We start from the raw sequence: 18,709 nt of genomic DNA, 5'->3' as shown, positions 1-18,709 counted from the left end.
GTGTATAAGAGACAGCAATTACCCTGACCCCAATTACCCAGACCCCAATTACCCTGACCCCAATTAAAAAATAATCAGTCGCGGAAATTGTCAAAGCTCAGCGGTAAATCGGACATCTCTTTTTTGATCAGCGCCATCGCCGCTTGCAAATCATCGCGCTTGGCCCCGGTGACACGCACCGCCTCACCTTGAATGGCCGCCTGTACTTTCATCTTGCTGTCTTTGATGACACGCTGTATTTTTTTTGCGTCCTCACTCGCGATGCCGTTGCGTACCTTGATCACTTGTTTGACCTTGTCGCCGCCCATTTTCTGCACATCGCCTTTGTCGAGAAAGCGGATATCTACATTGCGCTTAGTCAACTTATTGCGCAGGATGTCGTCGATTTGAGCTAATTGAAAGTCACTGTCGCCGATCAAGGTGATTTCCTTGTCCTTGAATTCGATGGCGGCCGAAGTGCCTTTGAAATCAAAACGGGTGGTGATTTCCTTGGCAGTGTTCTCGACGCCATTTTTCACTTCCACCACGTCGGCTTCGCAAACAGTATCAAAAGAGGGCATGGTCAATACTTCAGAAGTTCAGGGTGCGACAATTCTCACATGATTATCGAGACCCATGTTCCGCTTCAAGCCCACAACACCTTCGGCATCGCCGCCAAAGCTGAACGCCTGCTGCGCCTGAGGAGCGTGGACGATGTCACCGAACTGTTGGCAGACCCCATTCGTCTGGAGCCACATTTTGTGCTGGGTGGCGGCAGCAACATCGTCATTACCGGGGATATCAAGCCTCTGGTGATCAAGGTGGAACTGCTAGGCAAACAACTGGTATCTGAAGATGACAAGGCTTGGATCGTCCAAGCCGCCGCTGGCGAAGATTGGCACGGCTTTGTGGAATGGACTTTGCAACAAGGCTGGCCGGGGCTAGAAAATCTGGCCATGATTCCCGGTCTGGTGGGCGCTTCGCCGGTTCAAAACATCGGCGCCTATGGGGTGGAGTTGCAAGACCGCTTCGAATCACTGGACGCAGTGGATTTGCATACGGGTCAGAGCTTCACCTTGGATGCGGGCCAGTGTGCCTTTGGTTACCGAGATTCGGTGTTCAAGCACCAAGCCATCGACAAACGCGATTTGGGATTGCTTGGGCGCGCACTCATCACGCAAGTGCGTTTTCGTTTGCCTAAGAAATGGAAAGCCGATATCGGTTATGCCGATTTGGAAAAAAAGCAGGCCCAAACTGGCATCAGCAACCCGACGCCACAGCAAGTATTTGACTGGGTTTGCGACATACGCCGACATAAATTGCCAAACCCGCAGGTAGTGGGCAACGCGGGAAGTTTTTTCAAAAACCCGACGGTCTCGCCAGAGCAATGCGCCGATATCATCGCGCGCGAACCGCGCCTGGTGCATTACCACCTCAGCGATGGCCGCATCAAACTCGCCGCCGCTTGGTTGATCGACGCCTGTGGTTGGCGCGGTAAATCGGTGGGTAATGCAGCCGTATACGACAAACAGGCGCTGGTTATTATCAACAAAGGCGGGCGCGACAGCCCTTGCACGGGCGGCGAAGTGGTCACTTTGGCGAAAGCGATTCAAACCAGTGTGTACGAGCGTTTCGGTATCCAACTTGAACCTGAACCGGTGGTGGTGTGATGATTTATTCCATCAGTCAAAAGATGCTTCAGCGCTTGCTGATCGTTGTCTGCTGCGCTTTTATCGGCGCTACATACGCGCAAACCTTCCCTGCCAAGCCCATTCGATTGATCGTACCGTTCGCGCCCGGTGGCAGCACCGATTTGATCGCGCGGATTGTGGCTGAACCCTTGGGAAAGTTGCTCGGTCAGTCGGTGGTGGTGGATAACAAGGCGGGTGCGGGTGGCGCAGTGGGTGCGCTTGAGGTTGCCCGTGCAACACCTGATGGCTACACCCTTGGCTTGACAACGGCATCCAGCGCAGCGACTAACCCAGCAATCAACCCTGCGATTGTCTACAAACCCTTGACCGATTTCACACCCATCATCAATATGGTGGCCACGCCCAATGTATTGGCAGTCAATCCATCTTTTCCCGCTAAAGACATGGCTGGTTTTCTGAAGGTGCTACGGGCAAATCCCGGCAAATATGACTTTGCGTCTTCGGGTACGGGCGGCGTCGGGCATTTACAAATGGAGTTGTTCAAAAGCCTGACAAAAACGTTTGTCGTGCACATACCTTATGCGGGAGCTGGCCCTGCGTTGCGCGACACCGTAGGCGGACAAGTGCCCATCATCTTTGACAACCTGCCATCCGCCATGCCGCATATCAAGGACAAGCGTTTGATCGCGTTGGCAGTCGCGGCACCCGAACGTGTGGCCGAGTTGCCCGACGTACCCACCTTCAAAGAACTGGGCCTAGAGCCTGTCAATCGTCCCGCACTCTATGGCATTTGGGCGCCTAAAGGTTTGCCCGCCCCCTTGGTAGATCAGTTAAATGCAGCAGTTCGCAAAGTGCTGCAAGATCCGGCGGTGATCAAGCGTATCGAGGCCAGCGGTTCTCGAGTAATAGCCAACAGCCCTGCAGAATTTGCCGCGCAATTGAAAGCTGAATACGAGGTGTACAAAAAGGTGGTCGATGCGCAAAAACTCAAGCTCGACTGATACGCCTGATTCGCTGATCGATGCTTTCATCGACAGCGTTTGGCTGGAGGACGGGCTGTCTGCGTTGACGCTGGCCGCTTACCGACGTGATTTGAATGCCTTGGCGCTTTGGCTGCATACGCAAAACAGTTCGTTGTCTTGCGCAGTGGAAGCCGATTTGCAAGCCTATTTTGCGCATCGCCATGCCGATACCAAGGCCACCTCTGCCAACCGGCGCATGACCGTATTTCGGCGTTTTTACCGCTGGGCTTTGCGCGACAACCGCTTGCTGGCCGACCCAACGATGAAGCTGTTGTCCGCCAAGCAACCGGTGCGTTTGCCCAAAAGCCTAAGCGAAGCGCAGGTCGAGGCTTTGTTGAACGCGCCTGACACCGGCACCGCTTTGGGTATGCGCGACCGCGCCATGCTGGAGTTGCTGTATGCCAGCGGTTTGCGCGTCAGCGAATTGGTGAATCTCCCCTTGTTGTCGCTGAACATGCGCGAAGGTGTGTTGCGCATCACGGGCAAAGGCGATAAAGAACGCTTGGTACCGTTCGGCGAAGAAGCAGGCGACTGGATAGAGCGTTACCTGACCACCTCTCGCGGCGAGTTGCTGGGTAAAAAAAACAGCCCTGCTGTTTTTGTGACGCATCGTGGCGTTGCCATGAGCCGCGTCATGTTTTGGATGCTGATCAAGAAATACGCGATGCTGGCGGATATCCACGTGCCGCTGTCGCCGCATACCTTGCGGCATGCGTTCGCCACGCACTTGCTAAACCATGGGGCAGATTTGCGTGCGGTGCAAATGTTACTGGGGCATGCGGATATTTCCACCACCACCATTTATACGCACGTGGCGAGGGAGAGGTTAAAGCAGTTGCATGCACAGCATCATCCCAGGGGTTAACCCACTTTGGATCATAGTGCTTGCTCTCGAATCAAACCAAACGCTGCGCCAGTAACCAATCAATTTCTGCCTGAGTGAAACCGGCCTGTAAACGTGCTTCATTGTTAAAAGGTGGTTTTAACCTGGGTGCGGCATGGCGTTGCACCAGCCATGGATAGTGTGCCAAAGGGTCTAGTTGTTGTTGTGCGCACAGCCAGCGAAACCAGTGGTTGCCAATCGCCACATGGCCTATTTCGTCTTGCAAAATGATTTGCAATATAGGTTGTAAAGCAATCGCGTGCGGTGAGTTGCTCAAATGTAATTTCGCTTGTATCAAAGGTGTAGCGTCCAGCCCTCGTGCTTCTAACGTTCGCGGCACAAGCGCCATGCGGGCAATGACATCGCCGGCGGTTTTCTCGCACATCTGCCACAAACCGTCGTGCGCTGCAAAGTCACCGTAGCTGTAGCCCATGTTTTGCAGCAAGTTGCACAGCAATTCAAAATGGGTGGACTCTTCATACGCGACTTTCAGCCAGTCTCGGTAATAAGCCTCGGGCAAACCAGCAAACCGCCAGATCGCGTCCAGTGCCAGATGGATGGCGTTGTATTCAATGTGACAGATCGAGTGCACCAAACCCGCCAGACCTTGCGGCGTGTGTACTGAGCGGGAGGGGACTTGATGCGGAGGCTTTAACTCCGGTTTGGCAGGGCGGCCCGGTAACGGCACATCCGGGGTTGGCAGCAGGGTTTGCGTGTCCAAGCGTAATAGCCCGTGTTCACGCCAAAGCACTTGCACCGCCTGCACTTGCGAGTGCGGGTGGGCATCGCACAAAATCTTGAGGGCAGCGCTGCGTAATTCCATCCCTACAATTGTAGAAACACACAGGAACACGCTCATGGCCATTTACCAGCTCGACGACCACATCCCCGACATACACCCCAGCACCTGGATTGCCGACAGCGCACAGGTCATGGGTGCGGTCAGTTTGCATGCCAATACCAGTGTTTGGTTCAACGCCGTTATCCGTGGCGACACCGAAACCATCACCATTGGCGAGGGAAGCAACATCCAGGATCTGGCTGTGATTCACGCTGACAACGGCTTACCGGTGGTTGTCGGTAAACATGTCACGGTGGGGCACCAGGTGATGTTGCACGGTTGCACCATTGGCGATGAAAGCCTGATCGGCATAGCAGCCGTGGTGCTCAACGGTGCGCGCATCGGTCGCCACTGCGTGGTCGGCGCCGGGTCGCTGGTCACCGAGGGCAAGGAATTCCCTGACGGTAGCATGATCATGGGCACACCTGCCAAGGTGGTGCGCCAACTTACCCCCGAGCAGATCGAAGGTTTGCGCATGAGTGCCAGACATTACATGAACAACGCCTTGCGTTTTCACAATGGTTTGAAAAAAATCGCATGAGTGAACTGCATAAATTTATTTTTGAAGGCCTGCCGGTGCGCGGCCTGCTGGTGCGTCTGACCGACAGTTGGCAGGATATTTTGAAGCGCCGTGCAGATAACTTAGAGACCGGACCTTACCCAGAGGCCGTGCGACATTTACTCGGCGAAATGACCGCAGCAGCAGTCTTGATGCAAGCGAACATCAAATTTGATGGCGCACTGATTTTGCAATTGCATGGCGAAGGTCCGCTTAAGCTTGCCGTGGTCGAAGTGCAGTCGGATTTGCGTTTGCGCTCTACGGCTAAAACCATAGGCGATGTCGCGCCTGGCATGCGGTTTGAAGACATGGTTAACCAAAATAATCTCGGACGCTGCGCCATCACCTTAGACCCTGTCGGCAGGCGTGCAGGGCAGCAGCCTTACCAAGGCGTGGTGTCTTTGTATGATGACCACAAGCAGCCATTGAAACGATTCAGCGATGTGCTGGCGCATTACATGTTGCAAAGCGAACAGCTTGACACCATGCTGGTATTGGCTGCCAACGATAAAGTGGCTGCAGGTTTATTGATACAGCGGTTGCCCGTGGGCGGTTTGGCCAATCTGGGCGGCATGAAAACCATGGCCGAGGAAGACGCTATCGGTCAAAGCGAGGACTACAACCGCATAGCTATTTTGGCTGGCAGTCTGACCTCGGATGAATTGCTACAACTCACTCCAGACAAAGTATTGCATCGATTATTTTGGCAGGAACATCTGCGTCACTTTGCTCCCGAGCCTGGCATGGATTCACCACGCTTTGTATGCTCCTGCAACCGCGAGCGTGTCAGCAACATGATACGTAGCTTGGGTCGGGAAGAAGCCGACAGCATTCTTTCTGAACGTGAGCTGATCGAGGTGGGCTGCGATTTTTGCGGCCAGCAATACCGTTATGACGCGGTGGATGCTGCGCAGTTGTTTGTTCAAGGACAGCCGCCAGTACCGCCTGCGACTTCAGCCTTGCAATAAGCGACCAAATAATTGTTGTTCGCAGGTCGGGTCTGCACAACATTCGCACAAGCCTTTCCATTGCGCTTGTATGTCGGGTCGTTTCATCGCTTCTACCTGACCATCGAGCAATGCATAAACAGCTTGCTGCACCACAGCTTCATTGTCGGCGTGCAGACTTTGGTAGTTTCTTTGCAAAGTGTGTAATTGCTGGCGCCAATCCTCATGCATGACTGTTGACGTGGCGTCCTGCGGATTTCGCCAAAGTAAATGCCGACCATTGGCGGGAGTATCAGCCAAGTCAAGCGGGCTGGCCGGGCAGAAGAAATCAAACACCAAGGATTTACCTAATAAGGAATGTTGCAACTTGGCCGCCAGCGTTTGGCGCGCCCTCACGCTGCCCCCAGCAAGTACGACAGTTCGCTGCGTGGTGGGGTTCACTTGGCGGGTTTAGCCAGTTGTACAAAAATTTCGTTGGGCTTGACCATGCCTATCTCAGCACGTGCGCGTTCTTCGACCATCTCTAAGCCGTCTCGCAAATCGCGCAATTCGGCGCGTAAACGCTCTATATCGCTTTGAGATTTGGCGTTGCTATCCAATTGGTTTTGGTATTGCTGACGCAGCCTCCATACATCCGGAATGCTGCCACGGCCAAACCATAACTGCAACTGCAATATCAGTAAAAGGCCCAGCAAAATCAGCGGAAGAGGACGACGCATATGTACAACTTGTTGTTTGTGTCAACCGCGCAGTTGGTAGAAAGCAGCGCGGCCTGGATAACTGGCGATGGTACCCAAATCTTCCTCAATACGCAAAAGTTGGTTGTATTTCGCCAACCGGTCAGAGCGACTAAGGGAACCGGTTTTGATTTGCAAGGCGTTCGTACCTACCGCAATGTCTGCGATCGTGGTGTCTTCGGTCTCACCTGAGCGGTGGCTGATGACCGAGGTGTAACCGGCGCGTTTGGCCATCTCAATGGCCGCAAATGTCTCGGTCAGAGTACCGATTTGGTTGATCTTGATCAGAATGGAGTTGGCCACACCCTTGTCAATCCCTTCCTGCAATATCTTGGTATTGGTGACAAACAAATCATCGCCGACCAACTGCACTTTTTTGCCCATGCGGTCTGTCAGGTGCTTCCAACCGTCCCAGTCGCCTTCGGCCATACCGTCTTCGATACTGATGATGGGGTATTTGTCTGCCCAAGTAGCCAGCATATCTGTCCACTGTGCTGCATCCAATTCCAGTCCCTCACCTTTGAGTTGGTATTTCCCGTCACGGTAAAACTCGCTGGCCGCGCAATCCAGCCCCAGCATGATTTGCTCACCCGCAGTGAAACCCGCTTTGTCAATCGCATCCAGAATCATTTGGATCGCGGCTTCATGGCCGGGTACATTCGGCGCAAAACCGCCTTCATCGCCGACGGCAATGCTCATGCCTTTGTCGCTCATGATTTTTTTCAATGCATGAAACACTTCCGCGCCGTAACGCACGGCTTCGCGGAAAGTCGGTGCGCCTACGGGAATGATCATCAACTCTTGCAAGTCGAGGTTGTTGTTGGCGTGTGCCCCGCCGTTGATCACGTTCATCATCGGCACCGGCATTTGCATCCGACCCATGCCGCCGAAATAACGGTACAAGGGCAAGCCGGCTTCTTCTGCTGCTGCACGCGCCACGGCCATAGACACAGCCAAAATGGCGTTGGCACCGATGCGCGCTTTGTTGTCGGTGCGGTCCAAGTCGATCATCGTGTGATCTAAAAACGCTTGCTCTGAAGCATCTAATCCAATGACGGCCTGGGTGATGTCGTGGTTGATATGTTCTACCGCAGTCAAAACACCCTTGCCGCCGTAACGGTTCGGGTCGCCGTCTCGCAATTCAATGGCTTCACGGCTACCCGTCGACGCTCCCGAAGGAACTGCAGCGCGACCCATGACGCCGCTTTCCAGCAGCACATCGCATTCAACGGTAGGGTTGCCCCGGCTGTCCAGAATTTCACGTCCGACGATATCGACAATAGCACTCATTTTTTTGACTTTCTACAAGAAAACACACAGGTTATAAAGCCTGCAATCCACATTCATTCAAGCTGAAAAATCGTTTTCCAGCAAAGGGTGTTTTTTGGTCACGGCATCCAACTCGACCAAAGTTTCTAACAAATTCTTCATCTTGCCCAAAGGCACGGCATTCGGGCCGTCTGACCAGGCTTCACTGGGCTTGGGGTGGGTTTCCATGAACAAACCTGCCACGCCAGCGGCCACACCAGCGCGGGCCAGCACCGGCACCATGTCGCGCGCGCCACCGCTGCTCGTGCCTTGGCCGCCCGGTTTTTGCACGGCATGCGTCACATCAAACACCACGGGAGCGCCTGTTTTGCGCATCTCGGCCAGACTGCTCATGTCGGCGACCAAATTGTTGTAGCCAAAGCTGACACCACGCTCGCACGCCAAAAAGTTGTCTTCAGGCAAACCCTTTTCTCGGGCGGCGGCACGCGCTTTGTCTATCACGTTGGTCATGTCCCAAGGCGCTAAGAACTGGCCTTTTTTGATGTTCACCGGTTTGCCTGATTGCGCCACGGCGCGTATGAAATCGGTTTGCCTGCATAAAAATGCCGGGGTTTGCAATACGTCGACCACGCTGGCGACTGTGGACACTTGTGATTCGTCATGCACATCGGTGAGCACTGGCACTTTGATTTGTCTGCGCACTTCGTCCAGGATTTTCAAACCGGCATCCATGCCCAAACCACGTTGCGTGCTGCCCGAAGAACGGTTTGCTTTGTCGAACGAGCCTTTGTATATCAGGGGGATGCCCAAAGAGCTACAAATCTCTTGCAATTGTCCGGCGACATCCAAAGACATTTGCAAACCCTCGATAGAGCATGTGCCAGCTATTAAAAAGAAGCGATGCTCTAAACCGGCATCAAAGCCGCACAGTTTCATGCAACCACCTTGAGTTTTTTTCGCTCGGTCTGGTGAGTAAGTGCCGCAATGACAAAGGCATTGAACAGTGGGTGACCATCCCAAGGCGTGGATTTGAACTCGGGATGAAATTGCACACCCATGTACCAAGGATGCACGTTGCGCGGCAACTCCACAATTTCTGTCAAGTGCTCTATCTGCGTCAGCGCAGAGATCACCAGTCCAGCTTCGCGCAATCTGTCAAGGTAGTTCACGTTAGCTTCATAGCGGTGGCGATGGCGCTCGGTGACCACATCACCGTAAATCTCATGCGCTAGTGTGCCTTTGGATACGTTGGATGTTTGCGCACCTAAACGCATGGTGCCGCCAAGGTCGGATTTGGCGTCGCGCTGTTTGATGCTGCCGTCAGCGTCTTTCCATTCGGTGATCAATGCAATCACCGGGTGTGGGCCGTCGGGCTCGAATTCAGTACTGTTGGCGTTTTTCAAACCCGCGACATGGCGTGCGTATTCGATGGTGGCAATCTGCATGCCAAGACAAATGCCGAGATAAGGTACTTTGTGCTCACGGGCGTAGCGAGCCGCACAAATCTTGCCTTCGATGCCCCGTTTACCAAAACCGCCCGGCACCAAAATCGCATCGAAATGCGACAACTGTCCGGTGTTGTCAGCCGTCAAGGTTTCAGAATCTATGTATTCGATATGTACTCGCGCATGGTTGCGTATACCTGCATGGCGCAGTGCTTCGTTTAATGATTTGTAACTGTCAGACAGATCCACGTATTTGCCAACCATGGCGATGCGCAATTCAAACTCGGGGTGCTCTACCGCATGGACCAAATCGTCCCAGCGCTTTAGGCTGGCTGGCGGCGTGTTGAGTTTGAGTTTTTCACAAATAAGCGCGTCAAGGCCTTGCTCGTGCAACATGCGAGGCACTTTGTAAATCGTGTCCACATCCCACATAGAAATGACACCCCATTCGGGCACATTGGAGAAAAGCGAAATCTTGGAGCGTTCTTCCTGAGGAATGGGGCGGTCAGCGCGGCATAGCAAGGCATCGGCTTGAATACCGATTTCGCGCAGTTTTTGTGCGGTGTGCTGGGTGGGTTTTGTTTTGAGTTCGCCAGCTGCAGCAATCCATGGCACATAACTCAGGTGAACAAAGGCGGCAAAGTGCGGACCCATGCGCAAGCTCATTTGTCGAACGGCTTCCAAAAAAGGTAACGATTCGATGTCACCGACTGTGCCACCGACCTCGACGATGGCCACATCCACAGCATCAGGTGTGCCTATGCCAGCGCCGCGTTTGATGAAGTCCTGTATTTCGTTTGTGATGTGCGGAATGACTTGCACTGTGGTGCCGAGATAGTCGCCTCGGCGTTCTTTTTCCAGCACGCTTTTGTAAATCTGGCCGGTGGTGAAGTTATTGGTACGGCGCATGCGCGTGGTGATGAAGCGCTCGTAGTGTCCGAGGTCGAGGTCGGTCTCTGCGCCATCTTCGGTGACAAACACTTCGCCATGCTCGAACGGTGACATGGTGCCGGGATCGACGTTGATGTAAGGGTCCAGCTTGATCAGGGTGACTTTGAGGCCCCGCGATTCAAGAATCGCGGCTAAAGAGGCGGCGGCGATTCCCTTGCCCAGGGAGGACACCACACCGCCGGTGACAAACACAAATTTGGTCATGTCCAAAGCGGGAACGCACGGTTCCCAATAGGTGGAAAAAGAGATTATAGGGGGGTGGTGTCGTCGCTCTGCTACATTGCGCTTCATGAGTGAACTTCTCAACAAACACATTGTGTTGGGCCTGAGCGGAGGCATTGCCTGTTACAAAGCCGCTGAGCTGTGTCGCGCATTGGTGAAGCAAGGCGCCACAGTGCAGGTGGTGATGACCGAGGCGGCAGCACAGTTCATCACGCCGGTGACCATGCAGGCCTTGTCCAACCGCCCAGTGTTTGTCTCTCAATGGGACGCGCGTGAACCGAACAACATGGCGCATATCAATCTCAGTCGCGAAGCCGATTTGATATTGGTTGCGCCTGCCAGCGCCGATTTCATGGCGAAATTGCTGCATGGCCGCGCCGATGATTTACTGAGCCTGATGTGCTTGGCACGCCCTATAGACCGCGTGCCCTTGATGCTGGCACCGGCCATGAACCGAGAAATGTGGTCGCATCCCGCCACGCAGCGCAACATGGCGCAGTTACGCGCTGATGGTGCCGTGGTGTTGGGAGTGGGTCAGGGTGAGCAAGCCTGTGGCGAATCCGGTGATGGACGCATGCTGGAACCCGACGAATTGCTGCACGAAGTGATCTACTTGTTTGCCCCCAAGCCATTGCTTGGCAAAAAGGTGTTGGTGTCTGCAGGGCCGACTTACGAAGCCCTAGACCCGGTACGCGTGATCACCAATTTATCCAGCGGAAAAATGGGTTTTGCATTAGCGCAGGCCGCTGCACTCGCGGGCGCGCACGTCACACTGGTGGCCGGGCCCGTGGCGTTAGAAACGCCTAGCGGCGTTCATCGCGTGGATGTTCGCTCCGCATTAGACATGCACGCTGCCGTTATGGCGCAGTTGCCGCTGGCTGATGTGTTTATCGCCACGGCGGCAGTGGCTGACTGGCGGCCGCAAAACGCATACACGCAGAAAATTAAAAAAGATGCTGCTGGCCACATGCCGGTGATCGACTGGACCGAAAACCCGGATATCTTGGCCGAGGCCGCCGCTACCGAGCGTGCACAAAAAAACGAATTGTTTTGTGTCGGCTTTGCAGCTGAAAGCCACGATTTACTGATACACGCCAAAGCCAAACGTCTGCGAAAAAAGATTCCCTTGATCGTTGGCAATATCGGGTCCGCCACCTTTGGATCTGACGACAACGCATTGCTGCTGGTCGACGAAATGAGTGAAACCGAATGGCCGCGTGCGCCCAAAACCGAGTTGGCACAGCGCTTGGTCGCCGAGATCGCGCGACGCATTCAAAGCCCAAGGAGCATCCCATGAAACTTGACGTGAAAATTCTGGATGAAAGATTGCGCGACGCCATGCCCTCCTACGCCACGCCGGGCAGCGCCGGACTTGACTTACGCGCCTGCCTAGACGCGCCTTTGACTTTGCAACCTAACGCCTGGCAACTGGTACCCACTGGCATGGCCATCCATTTGAACGATCCGTCCTATGCCGCCTTTATATTGCCACGCTCAGGCTTGGGCCACAAACACGGCATCGTGCTGGGCAACTTGGTGGGCCTCATAGACAGCGATTACCAAGGCCAGCTGATGGTCAGCGCCTGGAACCGCAGCGATGTGGTGTTCACCATGGAGCCCATGGAACGCATTGCTCAGTTGGTTATTGTGCCGGTGGTGCAAGCCGAATTTCGCATCGTCGATGAATTCGACGGGACCAGTGAGCGTGGCGAGGGCGGTTACGGCTCGACTGGTAAACGATGATCAATGCAGTAAATCACTGCCTGGCGTTGGCGGCAGGCTGAAAAAACCAGAACCGCAAGTGCCATGAGATTTCTCTTGTGCAGTGGCGTGACGCACGCCGGTAACTTTGAGTGAAATGCGCAAAGCCATGCCTGACAACGGGTGGTTACCGTCAATCACCACGTGTTCCGGGTAAATATCTGTGATGGTGTAAATCACTTCCTTGGGAGCGTCCAAGTTGCATCCGTCGGGTAAAGCATGGCCTTCTATGGTCATGCCTTCTTCAATTTCAGCGGGAAACAGCGCCCGCGGCTCTAAAAACACCAGCAACTCGTCGAAGTCGCCAAAGGCTTCTTCAGGCTCTAGATGTAAATCAATCAGGTCGCCGACCTCATGGTCTTGCAAGGCTTGCTGAATTTTGTCCAGCAAATCGTGCCCGCCTAAATAAAACTCAACCGGATCGTCGAGTTCGTCAAGGATTTCTCCCTGTGTGTCTTTGAGTACCCAAGTCAGGGCAACAACGCAGTCTGTGGTGATGTTCATGGGGCAGAATTGTCGCAGTTTGGAGATAGACATGAAAAAACACGATTTACCCTCCGTATTGGGCAGTATCAGCCCGGAGGAATTCATGCGGCTGTATTGGCAAAAAAAACCACTGCTGATCCGACAAGCCATACCCGGCATGCAAGCGCTGATAGCCAGAAAAGAATTGTTTGCTTTGGCTTCAGAACACGATGTGGAATCTCGTTTGGTCAGCGGTGATGGACATTCATTGCCTTGGCAAATGAGGCGTGGGCCGTTCAAGCCGCGTGCTTTGCCGCCCTTAAGTCGCCCCCACTGGACGCTGTTGGTGCAGGGGGTAGATTTGCATTTAGATGGGTTTGCAGATTTGCGCGACCGTTTTCGCTTTATACCTGATGCTCGGGTGGACGATGTGATGGTGAGTTACGCCAGCGACGGCGGCGGGGTGGGACCACACTTTGACAGCTATGACGTGTTCTTGTTGCAGGCGCAAGGGCAAAGACGTTGGCGCATCAGTGCCCAAAAAAATCTGCAGTTGCGTGATGACGTACCGCTGAAAATATTGTCGCGATTCAAGCCCACCCAAACCATGTTGTTAGAGCCAGGCGACATGTTGTATTTGCCACCTCACTATGCGCATGAGGGCGTTGCCGTGGGGGAGTGCATGACTTATTCCATCGGTTTCAAAGCAGAAACAAACCACACTATGGCCTCAGTGTTGTTGGGACGGTTGGCAGATTTTGATTTCACGCAAGACCCAGTTATATACAGCGACCCTGACCAATCAGCGACGCAGCAACCCGCCAAAATACCTCATCAATTACAGCAATTCGCCCTACACAGTTTGCAACAGAAATTGCGAAAGGAAATCGACATCCGCTGTGCGCTTGGTGAATGGTTGAGTGAGCCCAAGCCAGACGTGTGGTTCCAAGCTCAACCTAAGCCCAAATCTTTTAAAGGTATACGTTTAGATAAAAAATCTCAGATGTTGTATGACAAAGATTTTATTTTTCTCAATGGAGAAAGCTGGCGATGCAAAGGAAATGAAGCGCATTTGCTGCGCAAACTGGCAGATCAAAGGGAACTGAAAAAGTCCGATTGGGTCCAAGCCACACCCGAGGTGCTTCAATTGTTTTCAGATTGGCTGGAAGCCGGATGGATCATCTATTCGCCCCACAAAAGGGCGCATTAAATACCGACTTCGGGAAATCACCTATAATAAGTGGCTGAGTTGAAGGAGTTTGAGTCCTACGGCTCAGTCACATTTTTGAATTTATTTTGATTTGTGGCTCCCCTTGAATCGTTTTTGTATCTAACAAAGGAAAATCCCCCATGAAAAAATCACTCCTCTTGGCAACTCTGTTGGCCGCTGCTTTAGTCGCTTGTGGCAAAAAAGAAGCACCAGCGCCTGCCGCTGAAGCTCCTGCTGCTGCACCTGCTGCCGCTGCACCTGCACCTGCTGATAATGCCGCTCCTGCTGCCGCTCCTGCTGCTGCACCTGCTGAAGAGAAGAAGTAATTTTTTCTGCTTCCGAAAAACGCCACCTTCGGGTGGCTTTTTTTTGTCTCTATTTAACCAAAGGTTAGCAAAGGCATTTGGCTACAGTTCAATTCAATGTAACGTGTGCCAAGGGGTACCGATCAAAGGATCAGCCACCAGAATATCCTGGGGCTGACATCCGGTTGCTTGCGCCAAGATGTTCTGTGCCAATGATGGGCGGTTATTGCGCTCACTCAAATGCGCGGCAATGATCAAGTTCAATTGGTCATGAACCAAGGCTTTCGCCAATTCAGCTGATTCCTCATTGGATAAATGGCCTTGCGGTCCGGCGATACGCTTTTTCAAAAAAGCCGGGTAACTGGATTGGGCTAACAAATCAGCGTCATGGTTGCATTCAAGTAAAAGGGCATGGCAACCCTGTAGAGAGTTCACAACATGTGAACTGCCGTGCCCCAGATCGGTCAACACACCCAAGTGATGGGCGCCGTCACTGCAACGCAACTGCAAAGGTTCACGCGCATCATGCGGCACGGTAAATGGCAGGACCTCTAAACATCCCACGGCAAATTTGTGGTTGTCACTGGCCAGTTTGAATTGGTCAATACCCAATCCCCATTCATGGATCTGGCAGGCCAAGGCGGTACCGCGGCTCATCCAAACGGGTTTGCCAGTGCGCTGTGCAAATGATTTGGCATGCCCGATGTGATCTGCATGTTCATGGGTGATGAATACCGCATCTACATCATCGATTGTTAAGTCGGCAACATTCAAGCGTTTGTTCAGTTCACGCAGGCTGAGACCGCAGTCAATCAATAAACGCGATACTTCCTGACCGCTAGTGGATTCCACCAAGGTTGCATTACCCGCACTGCCACTGCCTAAATTTTTAAAACGCAGCACAAATCACTGCAATTCATTAACCAGCAATTGCGCAATTTTTTTCGCCACGTCAGATCCGTCCGGTACACCAGACGCATTCAAAATGGTGATGGTGGATTTCTGTTCAGATTGACTTTGAATTTTGATGCGGAATTGCTGGGGACCTTGGGTGCCTTTGGTTCTGCTGAAAATACGGCTGAAAAAACCTGGCTCTCCATCGGCATCTATTTCTACATAACGAACAAAGTAAATACCTTGCTTACGGTCTCGGTCTTCAACGGTGAAGCCATTGCGATCTAAAGTAGCGCCTACGCGTCGCCATGCAATATCAAAACCTTGAGCAAAAGACACTGCAGGCTTGCCTTCGATACTGGTCAGGGTACTGGCACTCGCTTTGGTTTGAATGACTGCGTCAGTGGTGGTCACAGCATTGCTTTTTGAGGGATCGAGTTTGATCATCAAGCGGCGTAAAAACTCTTTTTCTAATTCTGGATCGCTGGGCCTAGGTTGCCAAACCGTACGACGCGACAAACTGTCTGCGTACACTTCAATCAAGCCACGGTGCGTAACATAAATTTCAGTTTTGTTGTCGCTGGTGCGCTCCAGGCTGATGCGGAATTTATCCCTCTCACCGGTTGAATACAAACTGTCGATCACTTTGCCCAGATTGCGGCGGATAAAGTCTTGTGGAAGTTTGGCTCTGTTTTCAGCCCAGTCGGTTTCCAGCAGGCCCAGTTTCTGATCTTCTCTTGCAAAAGTAAAACCTGATTCAGCCCAAAAATCTTTGATTTGTGGCCAGAGTACTTCTGGTGTGCGGGCCACTTCCAGCCACACTTGTGTACCGGACTTTTTAATTTGTAAATCAGCCAGTTTGAGCGGGCTGGTTTCATCACTGCGCGGCAAAGCTTGTTCGCCACCGAGGGTTTTAGCGCTGATGCTGCCATCGGGTAATTGGTAACGCTTGTTGCGGTCCATCTTGGTCAGGTCCGGCGGGACTTCCAAAGTGACCGGTTTGGCTTCATCATTTTGGGATTTGTAGTTGACCTTGTCTGTCTCTAATACGGAACCACAGGCTGATAGCAGTAAACACAGGGTGATCAGACTGGCTGAACGTCCATTGATACAGTTAAATATAAACATCAAAACCATCCTTTAAGGAAAATCAAATCAACCCACACTCGCGCATGGCGGCTTCCAGTGCAGGTTGCAACTGTGAAGAAAACGGTGTCATTGGTAATCGCATGGTGCCGCCGCATAAACCCATGCGCGCCGCCGCCCATTTCACGGGAATAGGGTTGGCTTCAGTGAACAGGTTTTTATGCAAATTCAGTAAACGGTTTTGAATGGCCATGGCTTGACGCGATTGACCTGCGATAGCGGCTACACACAAATCGTGCATCCATTGAGGGGCGATATTGGCGGTCACACTGACGTTGCCTTGGCCGCCACACAGCATCAAGGCCACGGCGGTTCCGTCGTCGCCCGAGTAAACAGAAAAACCCTCGGGTGCATCATGAATCAGCCACTGTGCGCGCTCCAAGTTGCCAGTCGCTTCTTTGATTCCGATGATGCTGTCGATTTGTGCCAACCGCATGACCGTGTCATGCTGCATATCAGCGACAGTGCGTCCGGGTACGTTGTAGAGCACCATTGGCAAATCGACAGCCTCGGCGATGCTTCGAAAATGCAGGTATTGACCTTCTTGCGTCGGTTTGTTGTAGTAAGGAACCACTTGCAACTGGCAATCTGCACCGACTTGATGTGCAAACCGTGCCAGTTCAATGGCTTCAGTGGTCGAATTGGCGCCACAGCCTGCCATGATGGGCACACGACCGGCAGATTGCTCCACAGACACACGAATGATTTCGCAATGCTCTTCTACGGTGACAGAGGGTGATTCGCCGGTGGTGCCAACCACGCCAATGCAATCAGTACCTTGACTGATATGCCAGTCAATCAGTTTGCGCAAATGCGGGTAGTCGATACTGCCGTCTTCGAGCATCGGGGTGATCAGTGCCACGATGCTTCCGGTGATAGGTGCCATGGGTCAGTCAGTGAAAGACAAAGAGATACATTCTAGCTTTAGCACTGCCAATCATTGGCTAGCGCTCTAGCAGATAGCGCTTTGGCATGGCGATGTCGTTGACATCTGGCTTTACCGCCACAATACGTTGGACAAATCTGTCGGGTCGCTCACAAAAACCATTTTCGTATGCCACTGTTTGTAAGCCTTGGCATAAATCCAGCAATTCGCCTGTGCGGAGTAAAAAATCGGGGTTGGAAGGCTTGCCAACTGTTTCGTTACCCACCGCAAACGTTTCGTAAATCAAAACCCCTGCTGGTCGCAAGCTGGCCAGCAAGTCCTGCCACAAAGGACGCCATAAATAGTTGGTGACGACGATGCCTGCAAACTGTTGACCAAACAAAGGCCATGGTTGATTTTCCAGATCAGCTTCAAGAACATCGCCAAAAGCCGCAGCTGTTTGTAAGGCAAGCTTATCTCGGTCAACGCCCAAGCAAGATAGCCCTTGTTGCCCCAACCATTGCATATGACGACCAGAGCCACAGGCCAGATCGAGTACCCGACCAGATGGCGGGATAAGGTGCGACCATTGACGCACCCAGGCTGAGGCTGTTGTCATTGCTGGGGTCGGTGGTCTGCTTTCAACGCAGCCATGGCCATGCGGTCTACCAAGCTTGGAGCCAACAGTTTGAGCCATCGTCCTATTTTTCCTTTGACTGTCATGACCACCTCGCGTTTGCGCCTGACCATGCCGTAAATGATCAGCCGAGCACATTCCTGGGTAGACATGGCGTTTTCTTCGCGCAGACCACTGACACCTGCCACTTCGCCTTGGGCGTTCAAACCATGGGTACGAATCTGGGTACTGACCACACCCGGGTAAGCCAAGGTGACGCTCACACCGGAGTCTTTCAATTCGGAGCGAAGCGCTTCAAAAAAACCGGTCATGGCAAATTTGCTGGCGCTGTATGCGGTACGACCCGGCACCCCGACCAAGCCTGCCAATGAAGAAACTGCCACGATACGCCCGTGGCTTTGCTTAAGGTGAGGCAAGGCAGCATGGGTGCAATACACACTTCCCCAAAAATTCACCTGCATCAAGTCCTCGTACCAAGACAATTTGTCTGCTGGTACTTGATCAAGCAAAGCGTGGGCAGAGATGCCAGCGTTGTTGATCAAAATATCCAAACTGCCACATTCACGCACCGTGGTTTCCACCAAATGCCTGCATTGGTCAGCTTGCGTGACATCGGTGGGCATGATCAGCGTGCGTGCACCCAAAGCCATGCATTCGGCAGCAACCGATTGAAGACGAGAGGCGTTGCGTGAAGCCAGAACCAGCATGGCTTGCAAACCATGGCGTCTGGCCAGTTGTCTGGCCATTTCCGCGCCTATGCCTTCAGACGCACCGGTGATGATGATGTTTGGCATTTATAAACACCCCCAAGCTTGATTAGCCAGTTGAAACAGAAAGTCTGGTTGTCTGTACAACATGAATACCCCACCCAGTGTGATGACACAGACTGATGCTGTCAGCCTATTCAGCCAGATGGGAT

22 protein-coding genes are annotated in these 18,709 nt (G+C 52.9%); 9 read left to right on the top strand and 13 right to left on the bottom strand.

Annotation, left to right across the window (positions count from 1 at the left end; genetic code table 11):
• Nucleotides 1-74: 74 nt before the first annotated feature.
• On the bottom strand, nucleotides 75-560 hold the full coding sequence (locus AC9UG7_RS03440) for a YajQ family cyclic di-GMP-binding protein (protein WP_509584149.1): 486 nt from the start codon (nucleotides 558-560) through the stop codon (nucleotides 75-77).
• Nucleotides 561-599: 39 nt separating this feature from the next.
• On the opposite strand from AC9UG7_RS03440, the gene murB reads away from it, so the two are divergent.
• From murB to xerD, 3 genes are read left to right on the top strand one after another with little or no spacing between them, the layout of a single operon-like run.
• A complete protein-coding gene (murB, locus tag AC9UG7_RS03435; RefSeq protein WP_509584146.1) occupies nucleotides 600-1,649 on the top strand; it encodes a UDP-N-acetylmuramate dehydrogenase in 1,050 nt (349 codons plus the stop codon).
• Between the two features lie 23 nt (nucleotides 1,650-1,672).
• Nucleotides 1,673-2,632 carry a tripartite tricarboxylate transporter substrate binding protein BugE gene (locus AC9UG7_RS03430; RefSeq protein ID WP_509584158.1) on the top strand — a complete coding sequence of 320 codons (960 nt, stop codon included), beginning with the start codon at nucleotides 1,673-1,675 and terminating at the stop codon, nucleotides 2,630-2,632.
• On the top strand, nucleotides 2,607-3,518 hold the full coding sequence (xerD, locus tag AC9UG7_RS03425; protein ID WP_509584143.1) for a site-specific tyrosine recombinase XerD: 912 nt from the start codon (nucleotides 2,607-2,609) through the stop codon (nucleotides 3,516-3,518). Before AC9UG7_RS03430 ends, xerD begins: the two co-directional genes overlap by 26 nt.
• A 31-nt stretch (nucleotides 3,519-3,549) precedes the next feature.
• Here the strand turns inward: xerD and AC9UG7_RS03420 are convergent, their stop codons facing one another.
• The gene (locus AC9UG7_RS03420; protein ID WP_509584140.1) at nucleotides 3,550-4,359 is read right to left on the bottom strand and encodes a ferritin-like domain-containing protein; all 810 of its coding nucleotides are present in this window, start codon (nucleotides 4,357-4,359) and stop codon (nucleotides 3,550-3,552) included.
• A 34-nt stretch (nucleotides 4,360-4,393) separates the two neighbouring features.
• Here AC9UG7_RS03420 and AC9UG7_RS03415 point away from each other — a divergent pair, with 34 nt between their 5' ends.
• A complete protein-coding gene (locus AC9UG7_RS03415) occupies nucleotides 4,394-4,918 on the top strand; it encodes a gamma carbonic anhydrase family protein (protein WP_509584137.1) in 525 nt (174 codons plus the stop codon).
• A complete protein-coding gene (hslO, locus tag AC9UG7_RS03410; RefSeq protein WP_509584134.1) occupies nucleotides 4,915-5,904 on the top strand; it encodes an Hsp33 family molecular chaperone HslO in 990 nt (329 codons plus the stop codon). The genes AC9UG7_RS03415 and hslO overlap by 4 nt, the downstream gene beginning before the upstream one ends.
• Here the strand turns inward: hslO and AC9UG7_RS03405 are convergent.
• From AC9UG7_RS03405 to pyrG, 5 genes are read right to left on the bottom strand one after another with little or no spacing between them, the layout of a single operon-like run.
• A complete protein-coding gene (locus tag AC9UG7_RS03405) occupies nucleotides 5,890-6,324 on the bottom strand; it encodes a hypothetical protein (RefSeq protein ID WP_509584131.1) in 435 nt (144 codons plus the stop codon). The two genes, hslO and AC9UG7_RS03405, sit on opposite strands and share 15 nt — an antisense overlap.
• On the bottom strand, nucleotides 6,321-6,602 hold the full coding sequence (locus AC9UG7_RS03400; protein WP_509584128.1) for a septum formation initiator family protein: 282 nt from the start codon (nucleotides 6,600-6,602) through the stop codon (nucleotides 6,321-6,323). The genes AC9UG7_RS03405 and AC9UG7_RS03400 overlap by 4 nt, the downstream gene beginning before the upstream one ends.
• Before the next feature lie 21 nt (nucleotides 6,603-6,623).
• On the bottom strand, nucleotides 6,624-7,910 hold the full coding sequence (eno, locus tag AC9UG7_RS03395; protein ID WP_509584125.1) for a phosphopyruvate hydratase: 1,287 nt from the start codon (nucleotides 7,908-7,910) through the stop codon (nucleotides 6,624-6,626).
• A gap of 57 nt (nucleotides 7,911-7,967) precedes the next feature.
• Nucleotides 7,968-8,825 (bottom strand): 3-deoxy-8-phosphooctulonate synthase, encoded by an 858-nt coding sequence (gene kdsA, locus AC9UG7_RS03390; protein ID WP_509584122.1) that lies wholly within the window; start codon nucleotides 8,823-8,825, stop codon nucleotides 7,968-7,970.
• Nucleotides 8,822-10,489 carry a CTP synthase gene (gene pyrG / locus AC9UG7_RS03385; RefSeq protein WP_509584120.1) on the bottom strand — a complete coding sequence of 556 codons (1,668 nt, stop codon included), beginning with the start codon at nucleotides 10,487-10,489 and terminating at the stop codon, nucleotides 8,822-8,824. The genes kdsA and pyrG overlap by 4 nt, the downstream gene beginning before the upstream one ends.
• An 85-nt stretch (nucleotides 10,490-10,574) precedes the next feature.
• Between pyrG and coaBC the strand changes: the two genes are divergently transcribed.
• Entirely contained in the window at nucleotides 10,575-11,804 is a 1,230-nt protein-coding gene (gene coaBC, locus AC9UG7_RS03380; RefSeq protein WP_509584117.1) for a bifunctional phosphopantothenoylcysteine decarboxylase/phosphopantothenate--cysteine ligase CoaBC, read from the top strand.
• Complete coding sequence (gene dut, locus AC9UG7_RS03375) at nucleotides 11,801-12,250, top strand: dUTP diphosphatase (RefSeq protein WP_509584114.1); 450 nt, start codon at nucleotides 11,801-11,803, stop codon at nucleotides 12,248-12,250. Before coaBC ends, dut begins: the two co-directional genes overlap by 4 nt.
• Here dut and AC9UG7_RS03370 read toward each other — a convergent pair whose 3' ends face one another.
• Complete coding sequence (locus AC9UG7_RS03370) at nucleotides 12,251-12,772, bottom strand: FKBP-type peptidyl-prolyl cis-trans isomerase (protein ID WP_509584111.1); 522 nt, start codon at nucleotides 12,770-12,772, stop codon at nucleotides 12,251-12,253.
• 31 nt (nucleotides 12,773-12,803) lie between these two features.
• Here AC9UG7_RS03370 and AC9UG7_RS03365 point away from each other — a divergent pair, with 31 nt between their 5' ends.
• Both AC9UG7_RS03365 and AC9UG7_RS03360 read left to right on the top strand, forming a co-directional pair.
• Nucleotides 12,804-13,943, top strand: a complete 1,140-nt coding sequence (locus tag AC9UG7_RS03365; protein ID WP_509584108.1) for a JmjC domain-containing protein — start codon at nucleotides 12,804-12,806, stop codon at nucleotides 13,941-13,943.
• Nucleotides 13,944-14,083: 140 nt separating this feature from the next.
• Nucleotides 14,084-14,269, top strand: coding sequence for a hypothetical protein (locus tag AC9UG7_RS03360; RefSeq protein ID WP_509584106.1), 186 nt, complete (start codon nucleotides 14,084-14,086; stop codon nucleotides 14,267-14,269).
• A 93-nt stretch (nucleotides 14,270-14,362) separates the two neighbouring features.
• Here AC9UG7_RS03360 and AC9UG7_RS03355 read toward each other — a convergent pair whose 3' ends face one another.
• Genes AC9UG7_RS03355 through AC9UG7_RS03335 form a run of 5 tightly spaced genes read right to left on the bottom strand, consistent with a single transcriptional unit; the run spans nucleotide 14,363 to nucleotide 18,584 of the window.
• A complete protein-coding gene (locus AC9UG7_RS03355; protein ID WP_509584103.1) occupies nucleotides 14,363-15,151 on the bottom strand; it encodes an MBL fold metallo-hydrolase in 789 nt (262 codons plus the stop codon).
• A 3-nt stretch (nucleotides 15,152-15,154) separates the two neighbouring features.
• On the bottom strand, nucleotides 15,155-16,270 hold the full coding sequence (gene bamC, locus AC9UG7_RS03350; protein ID WP_509584100.1) for an NlpB/DapX family lipoprotein: 1,116 nt from the start codon (nucleotides 16,268-16,270) through the stop codon (nucleotides 15,155-15,157).
• 22 nt (nucleotides 16,271-16,292) lie between these two features.
• Nucleotides 16,293-17,174, bottom strand: coding sequence for a 4-hydroxy-tetrahydrodipicolinate synthase (gene dapA, locus AC9UG7_RS03345; RefSeq protein ID WP_509584097.1), 882 nt, complete (start codon nucleotides 17,172-17,174; stop codon nucleotides 16,293-16,295).
• A gap of 58 nt (nucleotides 17,175-17,232) precedes the next feature.
• Nucleotides 17,233-17,772, bottom strand: a complete 540-nt coding sequence (locus AC9UG7_RS03340) for a class I SAM-dependent methyltransferase (protein ID WP_509584094.1) — start codon at nucleotides 17,770-17,772, stop codon at nucleotides 17,233-17,235.
• Nucleotides 17,769-18,584: an SDR family oxidoreductase gene (locus AC9UG7_RS03335; RefSeq protein ID WP_509584091.1), complete on the bottom strand. Its 816-nt coding sequence runs from the start codon at nucleotides 18,582-18,584 to the stop codon at nucleotides 17,769-17,771. The genes AC9UG7_RS03340 and AC9UG7_RS03335 overlap by 4 nt, the downstream gene beginning before the upstream one ends.
• Nucleotides 18,585-18,709 lie beyond the last annotated feature (125 nt).

It is taken from the genome of Limnohabitans sp., from assembly GCF_046052765.1.
Classification (GTDB): domain Bacteria; phylum Pseudomonadota; class Gammaproteobacteria; order Burkholderiales; family Burkholderiaceae_C; genus Limnohabitans.
This window is presented reverse-complemented; position numbering and strand designations above follow the sequence as displayed.